Here is a 12150-nt window from a genome sequence, read left to right as displayed (position 1 = left end):
TGGCCACCGCCCGAGCGTTTTTCGCCCCGCTGGGGGCGTTTGCCCATGACGCGATGCAAGATTTACCTGATGAAGACCTCTCGGCGGCCGGCAGGGTTTTCACGGCGCTGATCGAGGCAATGCGCCGATATCAAGATGACCTCGCGTCATGGAAACCACCTGCGCGGCCGACCGGCTGAGGCATCGAAGTGGTGGGAGGTGCTGTGCCAACCGATTCGAACGGGATGACGACGCGCAAACGACGTCACATCGATGTGTGTCTTGACGATCGGGTGACGTACTCCGGTGTCACGACGGGGCTGGAACGCTACCGGCTGCCCTACAACGCGCTCACCCAGACCAGCCTCGCCCACGTCGATCTGTCCACCGACTTCCTCGGTGCGCGGTTGCGAGCTCCGGTATTGATCGGCGCGATGACCGGTGGCGCCGAGCTATCGGGGACGATCAACAGAAATCTGGCGGGAGCCGCGCAACGGCTGGGTATCGGAATGATGCTCGGCTCGCAGCGGATCATGCTCGACAGTGCATTGGGGGAGCAGGCGGCGTCCAGCTTCGCCGTGCGAGACGTTGCGCCGGATGTGTTGTTGTTCGGCAATATTGGGCTTGCGCAGCTTACCGCCGCTGCCGTCGAAGATATTTCGAATGCACTGAAGCGGGTTGGCGCTGATGCCCTTGCGGTGCATACCAATCCGCTGCAGGAAGCTGTCCAGCGAAACGGCGATAGTGACTTTTCGGGGTCGCTCGACAGGCTGCGTGAGGTGGCCGGTGCGCTCGAATACCCGATACTGCTCAAAGAAGTCGGCCACGGAATCGGCACCTCGGCGGTCACAGAACTGACGGGTCAGTCCGGCGAGCTGCCGGTGGCCGCGATCGACGTCGCAGGTGCCGGCGGCACCTCGTGGTCACGCGTGGAGCAACTCGTTCGTTATGGCGAGGTGCGCTACCCCGACCTGGCCGAGTGGGGCATCCCGACGGCGCGGGCCATCGTGGAAGTGCGCGAGGCGCTGCCCGCCGTCCCGCTGGTCGCCTCCGGCGGAATTCGCACCGGCATGGACGCGGCCAAAGCGTTGGCGTTGGGCGCCGACGTGGTGGCGATCGCGCGGCCATTGCTGGCAGCGGCGATCGATTCCACTGAGGCCGTGGTGGATTGGCTAAAGCGCTTCATCGACGAGCTGCGAATATGCCTGCATGGCGCCGGGGCTCCGGATTTACTGGCCCTGCGCCACGTCGGCGTCACGCCGATCCGGTAGTCACGGATGGCCTTGACGCTCGGCGTATCGCCGAAGGTTTGTCAGCTGACGCCGCTGGAGGCGGCTGCCCGGGCGGTCGACGGCTTTGGTTGGTGATTACCGAGTTCGGCTTCGAACGTCGACATCGCCGTGATCAATGCGCTGAACACCCGATGAGCGGCGAGTAAATCCCTATCGGGGACGCCGACGAGCTGGGCGCGCAGGTGTGTGCTGAGCGGCGTGAAGAACGCTTGTACCAGCTCCATGCCGCTTGCTTCATATCGCAAAAGTGCCTTACGCCGATCCGCGGGGTCCGACTCGCGCCGGAGATGGCCGGCATCGATCATGCGGTCGACGAGGTAGGTGATCGCGGCCGGTGAAACGTCCATCCGCTGCCGCAGCTGAGCCATGGTCAGCGGCGTTCCGGCGTTCTCGGCGACCATCACATGCAACAACGCATGGAAGTCGTTGCCGCTTACTTTGTTCTGGCGCGCGAAATGCCGACCTATTCGATCAGACTGTGCTGTCACCGCCCGCATATCGGCCGACATCAGCCGTTCCAGCTCTGGCCTGCTGGGAGGTGATCCGTTGTTTGCGCCCCGCTTAGTCACCCGATCGCATCCTTCTTAGCGAATTCTCAGCACAGCGTATAGGAAACTCACAGGATCAGGGACATAACGCCACCGATTGCCAAAATGTCTGCTGTCCGCGCACCGGCGTCGCTGCCCACCGCGTCGATTCGGGGTAATAGGCCGCGTTCGGTGGCCATCAGGACCGGTGTGTGCGGTCAGCCAGATTCTTGAGTGATCAAGTGGTGCAGTGTGATTAGCGCTCACAGATTCACTTTGAAAGCAAGTGTCGCCGCCAACGACTCGCTGTGCCAGCTGTGCAATGGGCATGTTGGAGTGTTGGGACAGCTGCCTGAGCAATTCAAATGCTTCCGCAGCGTCAATATCGAAGCGCTCCATCAGCCTGCCTTTGGCCTGACCGATGACGTCCCGCGAGACGAGCGCAACGCGGAACTGCTGATCACGCCGCATCATGTTCCAGATCAGCGCGGTGTGGGTAGCGAAAATCAGCCCCAGAGATTGACCGACCCGCCGTCGAACGCGTTGGTCGGCTCGGCGTAGAAATTGAGCGCCGCAGAGGTCCCGCCTCCCTTGCACATCCCGACCGCCAAAATCGATCGAATGCGCGTCTGCTTGAGGGCCTCGTCACGGTAGAGCGGCCACCTATCGTCGTCGACGAGATCATCGATTCGGACCCTGTCTTGGAGCGCGGTGGCAGCCAGGCACGGTCCCTGCTGACAGCGACTCTGGATTTCGTCGAGCATTACCGGGTAGCGATGAGTCACGGCCGCGGTCTCGCTGCGGCGGCGCTTCTGGGTAACTGTGATACCGGCGTATTGAGCGCCGGGAACCGATCTGGTGGCGCCTTCAATGAGCTCGCGCAGCATTGCCGGTGTGTCGAACGACGCGCGGTGCTGAAGGTCGAAGACCAGTTGGGTCGCCTTCAAAACTCCGATTCGCAGCCGTCCACTACGTGCTCTCTCCCCGGTGTACGGGTCAATTTTTCGTAGGATCGTGGCCCCAGTTCATCAGTGAGTACCGCCACGCGGTGTCTTGCACGTCACCGGAGGGCGTTGCGCGAGATGGCGTTTGGCATAGCCGACGACCTTGCGCATGTGCGCATAGTCGCCATCGGTCAGGTCGTTCTTCTGGGCCCCTAGAATGGCGATGATGCGCCGGCCGCTTTCGTGCCCGGTTGATTCCTTACCACCCGACTTCTGACCCACTTGCTTGGATTGGTCGGTCTTGAGCCACTTCTCGAGCTCACTGGCGGTCATGTTGACGGTGTCACTGAATTCTTGCCATGTGGTGTCGTGGTTGGAAGCCATCGTTTTGCTTACTTGTCGGGTCGCAGCGCGTCGGGCTTGTGCACGGCGTCCGCGCCGGTCTTGTCGCTGATCACTCGATACTGCGGATCCTCTTTGGATGCACACACCTTACGACCGGCGGCCTCCTCGTCGTCGGTGATCTTCTTCTCTACCGTTCCTTTGACGTTCTGGCCATGGCTCTCCACTCAACCTTGTCGCCCTGGTGAAACTTACGTTCTGCCATCGCATGACCTCCCGTGCAGATGCACCCGCTTGTTCGGGGGGTGCCCGCTACCCCTCGATCAATAACACGATAAACTTAACTATTCATTTTATGAATGAGCTCCGACATTTCCGTTCGGCTCGGTGTGACTCCGCAACCGGCATTTGGGGTATACCCACGCCCGTACGGTGCAGACGGCCGTCACGAATTTGAGCCATCGGAGGGGTGAGCAATGCGATGCGTCGTCTTCGGCGCCACCGGCTATCTCGGTGCGCGGCTGGTTCCAGAACTACTATCCGCAGGTCACGACGTTCGGCTAGTGGCGCGCACGCCCGCCAAACTCGACGAGGTGCCATGGCGCGGCGACGTCGAGGTGGTTGAGGGCGACGTCACCGACAGCGCCAAGGTGCGCCGGGGAGTCGACGGTCAGCAGGTTCTCTATTACCTGGTGCACTCGATGTTGGGCTCGAACTTCGTCGACGTCGATGCCCGTGGGGCGTCTGTGGTCGCGGATGCGGCCGCCCAAGCGGGGCTGTCGCGCATCGTCTACGTCGGCGGGATCATTCCCGATCAGCAGCAGCTTTCGGATCACCTGGCATCGCGCGCCGAAGTTGGCCGGTTGCTGCATGATTCGGGAGTCCCCACCGTGGAGTTGCGCGCGGCGGCAATCATTGGCGCGGGGTCGGCAAGCTTCGAAATGTTGAGATACCTCACCGAACGCCTGCCGCTGATGGTCACACCGCGCTGGTTGCGCACCCGGGTCCAACCCATTGCGGTGCGTGACGTGCTGTATTACCTGACGAGCGCGGCGAAATTGCCGCCCGACGTGAGTCGCCCGTTCGACATCGGCGGTCCGGACACCTTCACCTACACCGAGATGATCCGCAAATACGCGGCGATCGCCGGCCTGCAGCGGCGAGTCGCCGTCCCGGTGCCGGTGCTCACCCCGTATCTGTCGTCGCAGTGGGTGAACCTGATCACCCCGCTGCCACGCTCACTCGCGTCGTCGTTGATGGAATCGCTGGAAAACGATGTGGTTTGCACCGAACACGACATCGCTGCGCACATTAAGGATCCCGAGAACGGCTTGACTCATTACGAAGACGCCGTCGAGCTCGCGCTGGATCGGACACGCGAGCGCGAGTTGAAGACTCGCTGGTCGCGGGTGGAGTCCGCCAACGCGCCATCGCGGCCGCTGCCAACCGATCCAGACTGGGCCGGTGGATCGCTGCACGAGCAGGTGATCGAACGCCCCGTCGACGCCGATGCAGAAACGCTGTGGCGGGTATTCGAGTCAATCGGCACCAAGCATGGTTGGTCGGCCGCGCCGCCGATGTGGGCTTTGCGTGGTTGGCTCCGCAAGTTCACCAGTGCGGCCAAGATCGGGCGCAGTTCGGCTCAGCCCCATCCGATGCATGCCGGTGAGGCACTGGATTGGTGGCGCGTGGAGCAGATGGATCGCCCCCACGTGTTGCGACTGCGTGCGGACGTGCCGCTGCCCGGTCGGCTATGGCTGGAGCTGTCGGTGCACGAAAACGGTGACGGCGGCTCGCACTACCGTCAGCGTACGCTGTTTCAACCGTATGGCCTTGCCGGAGAGGCTTTTTGGGCGACCTCGACGCTCTTCCGCACCGCGGTCCTCGGTGGTATCGCCCGCGACGTCACCGCAAGTGCCGCAGAGCTCGCCGGCCGCGCAGTTTCCGGTTAGGCCGGAGCGGGAACCCCGCACGCGTGAATGTCTCAGACCTGTTGACTGTGCCGTTTCGTTGGGGATCAGCCTTCCGGCATCGCCGAGTGTTCCACCCCACCGGTGTGTTCGCCGAAGGCGCGATCGAACGAGTGGCGCCGGCCGACGCGGGCTTACCGGTGCCGCCGTCGGCCAGGGTCGTCGCACGACTGTCGAAAGCCCTGGGAACGCCCGGCGCACTTCCCGACATCGTCGGCTTGGCGCTGCGAATCGTGCCGCAGCAAGATTCAGAGAACCAGTGGGACGTCCTGTTGGCGTCTGCGGGATCGAGTCCGGTCGGCCGGGCCGTAGGCCTGCGACCAGTTACTTCCTGGACCGGCAAATCGCTGACAAGCCTTGCACCACTGCGCTATCGGGACGTCAACTGGTGGCTCCGGGCGCGCATCAGAACCCGCGTCGACGGCTCTGGCCTTTCCCTGGAGGGCGTCCACAGGCAGCTCGAAAGCGGAGTACTGGAAGTCGAATTGGACCAAGCTGGGACCACGTCGTCCTTTGAACCGTTGGCCCGCGTCACGTTGACCAAACTCCTCACCGCGCCGGCGGACCGCGAAGTGTCTTTCGATCCTGTGCTGCACACCGCTCGTGGAGTCACGCTCTACCCGGGATGGCTGGCCAGGCTGCGAGCCCATGCCTACGATCAGAGCCGCGAAGGCAGGAACGCGAGGTAAGCCATCTGGGCGTCTACGCTTGCACGCGAACATAATCCAGGAGACGGTGGCGGCGGAACGCATCAAGGTTTATCGGCGCGCAGCTGGTAGCGGCGTTCGGCGTAGGCCAGGTCGTCTTTCCACAGCCGGGACGCGGCGACGCGCATGGTCGCGGTGATCAGCGGGGCGGCGTGACGCGCCCGCTTGAATCCGGTCCGGTCGGAGTGGGCGATGGTCGCTTCGATCACCGCCGTGCGCGGCCGATTGTCCGGGCCCAAACCTAATGGTGTGGCGTGAGTTTCCACCACGCTGCCAGTTCCCTCGCCGTCGACGATGCGCATCACGATGGTGCGTGCCTCGGGACTGGTGAATTCTGCGACCGTCGGCACGCCCACACGGCCGATGCGGAATGTCACCGCGACCAGGAATCGATCCACCTCTTCCGTCGGAGTGGTGAGCACCTCGAGCCGGGTGAACGAATAGGGGTGATACCAGGCACCGTGCCACGGATCGAGGCGATTGGCAATGATGTCGGACGGCTCGCACGTGCCGACCATTCTCGCCACGGCGTCCAGTGTGACGCCCGCTGGTCTGACCGGAATCACCGGCTGATCGAGCGGCTCCTCGCCGCCGGTACCGTCCAGGCGGACCCAGGCAAGCACGCCGTCGTCGTGGCTGGGCAGCGGTCGCCACCCGAATTCGTCGGTGGTGGCGTCGAGGCAGAGGCCGTGCCATCGGCAGATCAGGGCACCTCGATGCACAGAGGCGGTTGCCAGGTCAGCCCCCAGATGAGGGCAGCTGCGCGGACCGACGTGCAGCCGGGATTGCTGGTCACGCCACGCGACCAGCCCGACGCCCGCCACCCGGGTGCCCAGCGGTCGACCGCTGCGCACATCGCGGCTCGCGGCGAACGTGTACCAATTGCCGGTCGGCCGGCGCCGCGACCGCTCCAGCGCGGCGTCGATGATGGCCGGGGAGGCCTCGCGGTAGGTCGGACGCTGGTCGGCCCAGCGCACCGGTGGGATTGCCTGCAGCGGCCAATCTTTGGGCCAGCGGCGCCGCACGTTGTCGCCGAGGTTCATCGTCGCGAAAGCCTTTCTCGGCCGCCGAGATAGCGCAGCAGCGCCGAACGGCCTTGGGTAGGAACCGTACACAGGGCGTGACCGGCAATTCCCCACCGGTTCAGTAAATGGTTGGCGGCTGTCCACCCGGTGGTGGCCGCACGCTCCATCAGCGCCACCGGCAAGTCGATGCGCACCCCGTCGCCGGCCAGCAGCAACCCCGGCAACGGTGTCACGACGCCGGGTCGATGCGCGTGGGTACCCGGAGCGAACAGCGGACAATCGCGGTGATGCAGCATTTGTTCGTAAACCACTCGCGCCCCGCGGGTTTCCGGGTACAGCTTGTGCAGCTGACTCAGCATGCCATCGCGTGGCCGCGCGGATTCCAATGCGTACGAATGCAATTCGATAACAGAACCACCGTTGCACCGTGCCCAGTCGGCTGCTTGGCGCTCGTACCGATCCAAAACGCTGATGTTGTCCAGCGGCTCGTGGCCCGACGTCCCCAGAAACGCAGCCCGATCAGCGGCGAGGGGGCGGTCAAGCCACAGGCGCTGCACGACGAACGGCGGGGCGGTACGCAGCTTGTTGATCCGCGCCCGCCAGATGTCGTCGCCAAGCCCCGCCGACGCGGCCACAATCCGCTGCAGGCCGGCCACATCGGTGGCCAGCACGACGGCATCGGCTTCCAACTGGTCGTTGGCATCGGTGTGGATGTGGAATGTCTGGGTATGCCCGATGCTCGTCACCGCGCTGCCGTGATGGAACCGCACCCCGAGGTCGGTCAGATATTGCTGCAGCGGTCGCCACAGCGCGGTGTCGTAGTTGGAGTTGGCGACGTCGAAGATCAGACCCTCGCTGGAGCCGAGGAAGTAGATGTGGAACATCGTGGCCAGTTCCGCGGCTGACAGATCGGTGGGACTGGCGAAGAAGCTGCGGGAGAACACCTCGAAGGCCAGATGACGCGCGGCTTCGGGGAAATTGATGCTCTTCAGGAAGGTCTCGGCGTCGATGTGGTCGATGCGGTGATAGATGTCGGGCAGTGACACCGCGGCAAGCGGCGCGGCGGCACGCGCGTCGATGCGGGCGAGGTCGATGAGTCGAAAAGTCGGGCTGCGCAAGGCAAATGCCAATGCGTTCCACGGCGGGTTGCGAGGCAAGCCACGGAAGGTGTCACGTCGTCCGGCGCCGTCGACCAGCGGGTAATCGTCGACTGGGGTGAGCATGGACAACGTGGCGTCAACGCGGCTCAACAGCGCCCGCAAGTTGTAGTACTGCCGGAAGAAGGCATGGAAGCCGCGGTTCATCGCGAGCTCGACGCCGTCGGATTGCTCGGTCCAGGCGCCGACCCGCCCGCCCAGGTAGTTCTCGCGTTCGATGACGTCGACACTGACGCCGCGTTCGGCCAGACCCGTCGCGGCGGCCAGGCCCGCGATTCCTGCGCCGACGACCACCGCGCGCGGTTGCGATGGCATCGCCTCGGCGCTGTGCAGGCCATGCGGTGCCGGGAATGTGCGGCGACGGCGATCGGTCGTCACGGTGCACTCCCGAGGAAGGTGTGCGCGATGTTGGTCTCCCAGCCCGGCATGGTTTCGCTGTGCACGCCGGTGAATCCCGCGTCGCGGAGCCGTTGGCGGAATTGCTGTGCGCCGTCGAACGTCAACACGCTGCGCCACAAATGCCGGTACAGGGTCGTGTCGCGGGTTTGCCGCCAGCCGGAGGGAATGATGATGCCCCAGCACACCGCGTGCCACACGAAGGTCGCGGGCCGGGAGTCCCGCACCGAGTAGTCGTGCACCGCCAGCGTGGCGCCCGGTGCCAGCAGTCTGCGCAGCGCCCGTAATTGGGTGTCGGGGTCGGACAGGTTGCGGATCAGATACGCGGCCAAAATCCCGTCGAAGGGGCCGACGACGCCGTTTTCGGCGAGTCGCTCCACGGGCGTGTGTACGAACCGGACCGACGGGGGCCACGACTTGTTCTTTGCTTCGTCGAGCATTCCCCGCGAGGCGTCGATCGCCACGATGTCGGCGTGCGGAGCAACACTCAGCAGAGCGGCCGTCGACGCGCCGGTGCCGCAGCCGGCGTCGAGCAACCGTAGTCCGCGGCCCTGGTCGGGCAGCCGCAACCGCTGTGCCGAAAGTCGAAGGTGCGCATGGTATCCGGGGCTGGTGCCGACGAGTCGATCGTAGGCGAATGCGCCGGCGTCGAAAGCAGCCGGCACGTCAGCGCGGGACAAACCGGTATTACGCACGCTCACGTTGTCGTTCCCATAGCAATAACACGGCGGTGACCATGGCGAAGCCGAAGAAGAAGTCCTCGATCGGAATGTCGAACGGAAAGCGGATTCCGCTGGTTTGCCGATTGTCGTACACCACGATCGGGGCTGTCAGCTTGGTCAACCAGCCGTCGACCAGGATCTGGAATCCGATCACGATCACCATGGACAGCCAATAAGCCGGACGCCGAAAAAGCCCGGTCCGCAACGTCAACTCGAGTGCACCGACGGCAAGCGCTGCGAGTAGAGCCGGGACGGTGTAGCCGACGCCGGTCATCGGCGGTTGAACCGCTCGAGTATGGCGTTCACCGCGTTATAGGTCAGCAGAGCGCACAACGGAATCACCAGGAAAAACAGCACCTCCTCGATCGGCATGTGAAACGGAACGTTGACGCCGGAGACGTACGCCCGGTTGTACGTCCACAGGTGTGCGCCGATCGCCACCTCGTCCCAAAGCACGAAAACTGCGGCGACAGGGAGCACGGCGCGCGCGGCCCGCCAGGCTTGACGGTAGACGCCGGGGCGAAAGATCTCCAGAGGCAAGGTAATCGCGAGGCAGGCTGCGAGAATGATCAGGTATTGCCAGTGATCCATTACGCCGCACCGGATCTGCGATCACCTGATGCGTACGGGTGCATCAGCCGGGCTCGCCAGGACCGCACCAGGGCGGCGCCGGCGACGCGCAGTCGTCGGCCGTTGCCTACAGTTGCGCGCTGGCTGAATACCGCAAAGTCGCCGTCTTCGATGCGGTCGAGGATCTCCGAGTACAGCGTCAGCGCAGTGGCCACGCACGGCTGCGACCGCGGCGCCAGCTTGGGCACACCGTCTGCGGCGTAGCGATAGATCTGCCGGGCGACGTCGTGCTGATCGGCCAGCGCGTTGCGTACCCGGCGATCGGTCCGTCGATTGTCGTGACACCACATCAGCAGGTCGCGATCGACGTCGTAGGCGGCCAATTCATCGGCCGGCAGGTAAACACGTTGGCGCATGAGGTCTTCGTCGATGTCGCGCAAGAAATTCGTCAGCTGGAACGCTCTGCCCAACGCCGCCGCGTGCGGAGCGGCGTCGTCTGCCGGCCCGATGGTGCCAAGGATCGGAAGCACTTGCAGGCCAATTGCTTCCGCTGATCCCTTCATGTATAGGTTCAGTGCGGCGCGGTCGGGATAGTCGGTGACCGTCAAGTCCATCCGCATCGACCTCAAGAAGTCGTCGAACAGCTCTTCGCGGATGTTGTAGCGCCACGCGGTGTGCCGCACCGCGGCAAGCACCGGGTTACTCTGGTGGTCGTCGGCGGAAAAGAATTGGTCGGACAGTTGCTGCAGCCGCGCCTCCCGGGTCGCGATGTCCAGGGCCGGATCGAAATCGTCGAGGATGTCGTCGGCATAACGGGCAAAGCCGTAGAGCGCGTGGATCGGCGGACGCTGATCGGGCGCAAGGAGCCTGGTGGCCAAGAAGAAGGTGCGGCCGTGGGCTGCATTGAGTGTGCGGCAGCGTCGGTAGGCGCCACGCAGGCCGGGATCGTCGATACCGGCAGCGGTCAGCTCGGTGCGGATCATGACAGGCCGGCTTTCGTCACGACGGTTCTCTTCGGCCTCTCCACGACGTCGGTAATGCGGTCGGCGGCGAGCCGCCCGGAGATCATCGCGGTGGGCACGCCGACGCCGGGCACGGTCGACGAACCCGCCAATACGGCATTGTCGATGCCGCGCAACATGTTAGCCGGACGGAACGGTCCGGTCTGCGTGAACGTGTGGGCGAGCGCGAACGGCGTTCCGGCGATCATCCCCCGGCGGGCCCAGTCTTCGGGGTTGACGACATGCAGCACCTCGGCGCCGTCGCGAAAGCCCGGAACCAACCGCACGCCAACGGTATCGATGAGCTGTTCGGTGTAGCTGTCACCGAGGCGCGACCAGTCGATGACACCGCGGGCGAGGTTCGGTGCCGGGGCCAGCACATAGAACAGTTCGTGGTCGCGCGGCGCCAGGCTCGGGTCGCTGGCCGTCGGCCTAGTGACGAGCAGGGACGGATCCCGCATCAACCGACCGTCGCGGATGATGTCGGTGAACGTCTTATCCCATTCCGCGCCGAAGACGATGTTGTGGTGAGCCAGTGCACGATTCGCCGACGGCGGCCGGCGGCGGCCGACGTGAACGACAACAGCCGACGGCGCCGCGCGCAGACGACCGAGGCGGCGCGGTTCGCGGCCCAGCAGGGCGTAGGTCGCAGGCAGTTCAGTGGTCAAGACCACGGCGTCGCAGGGGATGCGCTGTTCGGTGTCGGTGTGCACGGCCGCCACCCGGCTGCCGATGCACTCCAGGCCGGTGACCGTCGCGTCGTAGACGAACCGCACCCCGGCATCGGTGGCGGCGGCGGCCAGCGCGTCGGGCAAGGCCCGCATCCCGCCGCGCGGGAAGTACACCCCGGAGATGGTGTCCATGTAGGCGATCACCGCATAGACCGCCAGCGCCTGCTTCGGCGCAACCCCGGCGTACAGCGACTGAAAGGTGAAGACTCGCCGCAGCCGTGGGTCGGAGATGTGGCGGTTTACCATGGTGTCCCACTTGCGGAAGCCACCAAGCGCTGTCAATCGGGCTAGCTGTGGATTCACCAGCGACAGTGGAGAATCGAAGTTCTCGGCGATGAAACCATCGAACTCGGTGCGATACAGCCGGGTCAGCCAGTCGCGCAGCTTCCGATAGCCTTCCGCCTGCTTGGCGCCCGCGAATTCTTTGATCGTGTCCGCCATCAGATCGGCGTCGCTGTGCACATCGAGGCTGCTGCCGTCGGCGAACTGCGCACGATACGCTGGATCCAGCGTCATCAAATCCAGCCGCTCCGAACGGTTTTCACCGACAGCAGCAAAAACCTCATCAATGATGTCGGGCATCGTCAGTACCGTCGGCCCGGTATCGAGCTGATAACCGTCGACGTCAAGGCGTCCGGCACGTCCTCCGGGCCAGCTCTCACGTTCGACCACCGTGACCTCGCGACCGCGACCTGCCAGATGCAATGCCGCGCAAAGGCCCGCCAGACCGGCGCCGACCACGACCACCCGGCTGGTTGGCCCCGCTACGGTCCGCATCAGCGACAAA

At 64.5% G+C, this 12150-nt stretch carries 14 protein-coding genes and 1 pseudogene; 3 read left to right on the top strand and 12 right to left on the bottom strand.

Annotation, left to right across the window (positions count from 1 at the left end):
• The first annotated feature begins 224 nt into the window (after window positions 1–224).
• Window positions 225–1250 (top strand): type 2 isopentenyl-diphosphate Delta-isomerase, encoded by a 1026-nt coding sequence (gene fni, locus VGG53_RS07705; protein ID WP_331517459.1) that lies wholly within the window; start codon window positions 225–227, stop codon window positions 1248–1250.
• A 41-nt stretch (window positions 1251–1291) separates the two neighbouring features.
• On the opposite strand, the gene VGG53_RS07700 is transcribed toward fni, so the two are convergent.
• From VGG53_RS07700 to VGG53_RS07680, 5 genes and pseudogenes are all read right to left on the bottom strand, one after another.
• Window positions 1292–1840 (bottom strand): MarR family winged helix-turn-helix transcriptional regulator, encoded by a 549-nt coding sequence (locus tag VGG53_RS07700; protein ID WP_414688907.1) that lies wholly within the window; start codon window positions 1838–1840, stop codon window positions 1292–1294.
• Window positions 1841–1855: 15 nt separating this feature from the next.
• The gene (locus VGG53_RS07695; RefSeq protein ID WP_331517457.1) at window positions 1856–2197 is read right to left on the bottom strand and encodes an ANTAR domain-containing protein; all 342 of its coding nucleotides are present in this window, start codon (window positions 2195–2197) and stop codon (window positions 1856–1858) included.
• 107 nt (window positions 2198–2304) lie between these two features.
• On the bottom strand, window positions 2305–2685 hold the full coding sequence (locus VGG53_RS07690; protein WP_331517448.1) for a hypothetical protein: 381 nt from the start codon (window positions 2683–2685) through the stop codon (window positions 2305–2307).
• A 141-nt stretch (window positions 2686–2826) separates the two neighbouring features.
• Window positions 2827–3126 (bottom strand): DUF3140 domain-containing protein, encoded by a 300-nt coding sequence (locus VGG53_RS07685; RefSeq protein WP_331517447.1) that lies wholly within the window; start codon window positions 3124–3126, stop codon window positions 2827–2829.
• 8 nt (window positions 3127–3134) lie between these two features.
• Window positions 3135–3349, bottom strand: a pseudogene (locus tag VGG53_RS07680) (DUF2945 domain-containing protein).
• A 211-nt stretch (window positions 3350–3560) separates the two neighbouring features.
• Between VGG53_RS07680 and VGG53_RS07675 the strand changes: the two are divergent.
• Together VGG53_RS07675 and VGG53_RS07670 are read left to right on the top strand one after the other, a co-directional pair.
• On the top strand, window positions 3561–5036 hold the full coding sequence (locus tag VGG53_RS07675; protein ID WP_331517446.1) for a DUF2867 domain-containing protein: 1476 nt from the start codon (window positions 3561–3563) through the stop codon (window positions 5034–5036).
• Between the two features lie 23 nt (window positions 5037–5059).
• Window positions 5060–5743 (top strand): phosphodiesterase, encoded by a 684-nt coding sequence (locus VGG53_RS07670; protein ID WP_331517445.1) that lies wholly within the window; start codon window positions 5060–5062, stop codon window positions 5741–5743.
• A gap of 62 nt (window positions 5744–5805) precedes the next feature.
• On the opposite strand, the gene VGG53_RS07665 is transcribed toward VGG53_RS07670, so the two are convergent.
• Genes VGG53_RS07665 through crtI form a run of 7 tightly spaced genes read right to left on the bottom strand, consistent with a single transcriptional unit; the run spans window position 5806 to window position 12140 of the window.
• Window positions 5806–6804 carry a DUF5914 domain-containing protein gene (locus VGG53_RS07665; protein WP_331517444.1) on the bottom strand — a complete coding sequence of 333 codons (999 nt, stop codon included), beginning with the start codon at window positions 6802–6804 and terminating at the stop codon, window positions 5806–5808.
• Window positions 6801–8258 carry an FAD-dependent oxidoreductase gene (locus VGG53_RS07660; RefSeq protein ID WP_331517456.1) on the bottom strand — a complete coding sequence of 486 codons (1458 nt, stop codon included), beginning with the start codon at window positions 8256–8258 and terminating at the stop codon, window positions 6801–6803. The genes VGG53_RS07665 and VGG53_RS07660 overlap by 4 nt, the downstream gene beginning before the upstream one ends.
• Window positions 8259–8317: 59 nt before the next feature.
• Entirely contained in the window at window positions 8318–9040 is a 723-nt protein-coding gene (locus tag VGG53_RS07655) for a class I SAM-dependent methyltransferase (protein ID WP_331517443.1), read from the bottom strand.
• Entirely contained in the window at window positions 9027–9335 is a 309-nt protein-coding gene (locus VGG53_RS07650; RefSeq protein ID WP_331517442.1) for a lycopene cyclase domain-containing protein, read from the bottom strand. Before VGG53_RS07650 ends, VGG53_RS07655 begins: the two co-directional genes overlap by 14 nt.
• Window positions 9332–9652, bottom strand: a complete 321-nt coding sequence (locus VGG53_RS07645) for a lycopene cyclase domain-containing protein (protein WP_331517441.1) — start codon at window positions 9650–9652, stop codon at window positions 9332–9334. Before VGG53_RS07645 ends, VGG53_RS07650 begins: the two co-directional genes overlap by 4 nt.
• On the bottom strand, window positions 9652–10614 hold the full coding sequence (locus VGG53_RS07640; protein WP_331517440.1) for a phytoene/squalene synthase family protein: 963 nt from the start codon (window positions 10612–10614) through the stop codon (window positions 9652–9654). Before VGG53_RS07640 ends, VGG53_RS07645 begins: the two co-directional genes overlap by 1 nt.
• Window positions 10611–12140 (bottom strand): phytoene desaturase family protein, encoded by a 1530-nt coding sequence (gene crtI, locus VGG53_RS07635; RefSeq protein ID WP_331517439.1) that lies wholly within the window; start codon window positions 12138–12140, stop codon window positions 10611–10613. The genes VGG53_RS07640 and crtI overlap by 4 nt, the downstream gene beginning before the upstream one ends.
• Between the last annotated feature and the right edge of the window lie 10 nt (window positions 12141–12150).

This window comes from Mycobacterium sp. (assembly GCF_036490025.1).
In the GTDB taxonomy this organism is placed as follows: Bacteria; Actinomycetota; Actinomycetes; order Mycobacteriales; family Mycobacteriaceae; genus Mycobacterium.
The sequence above is the reverse complement of the archived record's forward strand: the minus strand, read 5'-3'. Positions and strand labels throughout refer to the sequence as shown.

Bases quoted from the DNA above. Each gene is read 5' to 3' on its own strand.
- VGG53_RS07695 (WP_331517457.1), bottom strand. From the start codon at position 2,197: ATGGAGCGCTTCGATATTGACGCTGCGGAAGCATTTGAATTGCTCAGG.
- fni (WP_331517459.1), top strand. From the start codon at position 225: ATGACGACGCGCAAACGACGTCACATCGATGTGTGTCTTGACGATCGG.
- crtI (WP_331517439.1), bottom strand. From the start codon at position 12,140: ATGCGGACCGTAGCGGGGCCAACCAGCCGGGTGGTCGTGGTCGGCGCC.
- VGG53_RS07650 (WP_331517442.1), bottom strand. From the start codon at position 9,335: ATGACCGGCGTCGGCTACACCGTCCCGGCTCTACTCGCAGCGCTTGCC.
- VGG53_RS07690 (WP_331517448.1), bottom strand. From the start codon at position 2,685: ATGCTGCGCGAGCTCATTGAAGGCGCCACCAGATCGGTTCCCGGCGCT.
- VGG53_RS07685 (WP_331517447.1), bottom strand. From the start codon at position 3,126: ATGGCTTCCAACCACGACACCACATGGCAAGAATTCAGTGACACCGTC.
- VGG53_RS07665 (WP_331517444.1), bottom strand. From the start codon at position 6,804: ATGAACCTCGGCGACAACGTGCGGCGCCGCTGGCCCAAAGATTGGCCG.
- VGG53_RS07640 (WP_331517440.1), bottom strand. From the start codon at position 10,614: ATGATCCGCACCGAGCTGACCGCTGCCGGTATCGACGATCCCGGCCTG.
- VGG53_RS07645 (WP_331517441.1), bottom strand. From the start codon at position 9,652: ATGGATCACTGGCAATACCTGATCATTCTCGCAGCCTGCCTCGCGATT.
- VGG53_RS07660 (WP_331517456.1), bottom strand. From the start codon at position 8,258: ATGCCATCGCAACCGCGCGCGGTGGTCGTCGGCGCAGGAATCGCGGGC.
- VGG53_RS07675 (WP_331517446.1), top strand. From the start codon at position 3,561: ATGCGATGCGTCGTCTTCGGCGCCACCGGCTATCTCGGTGCGCGGCTG.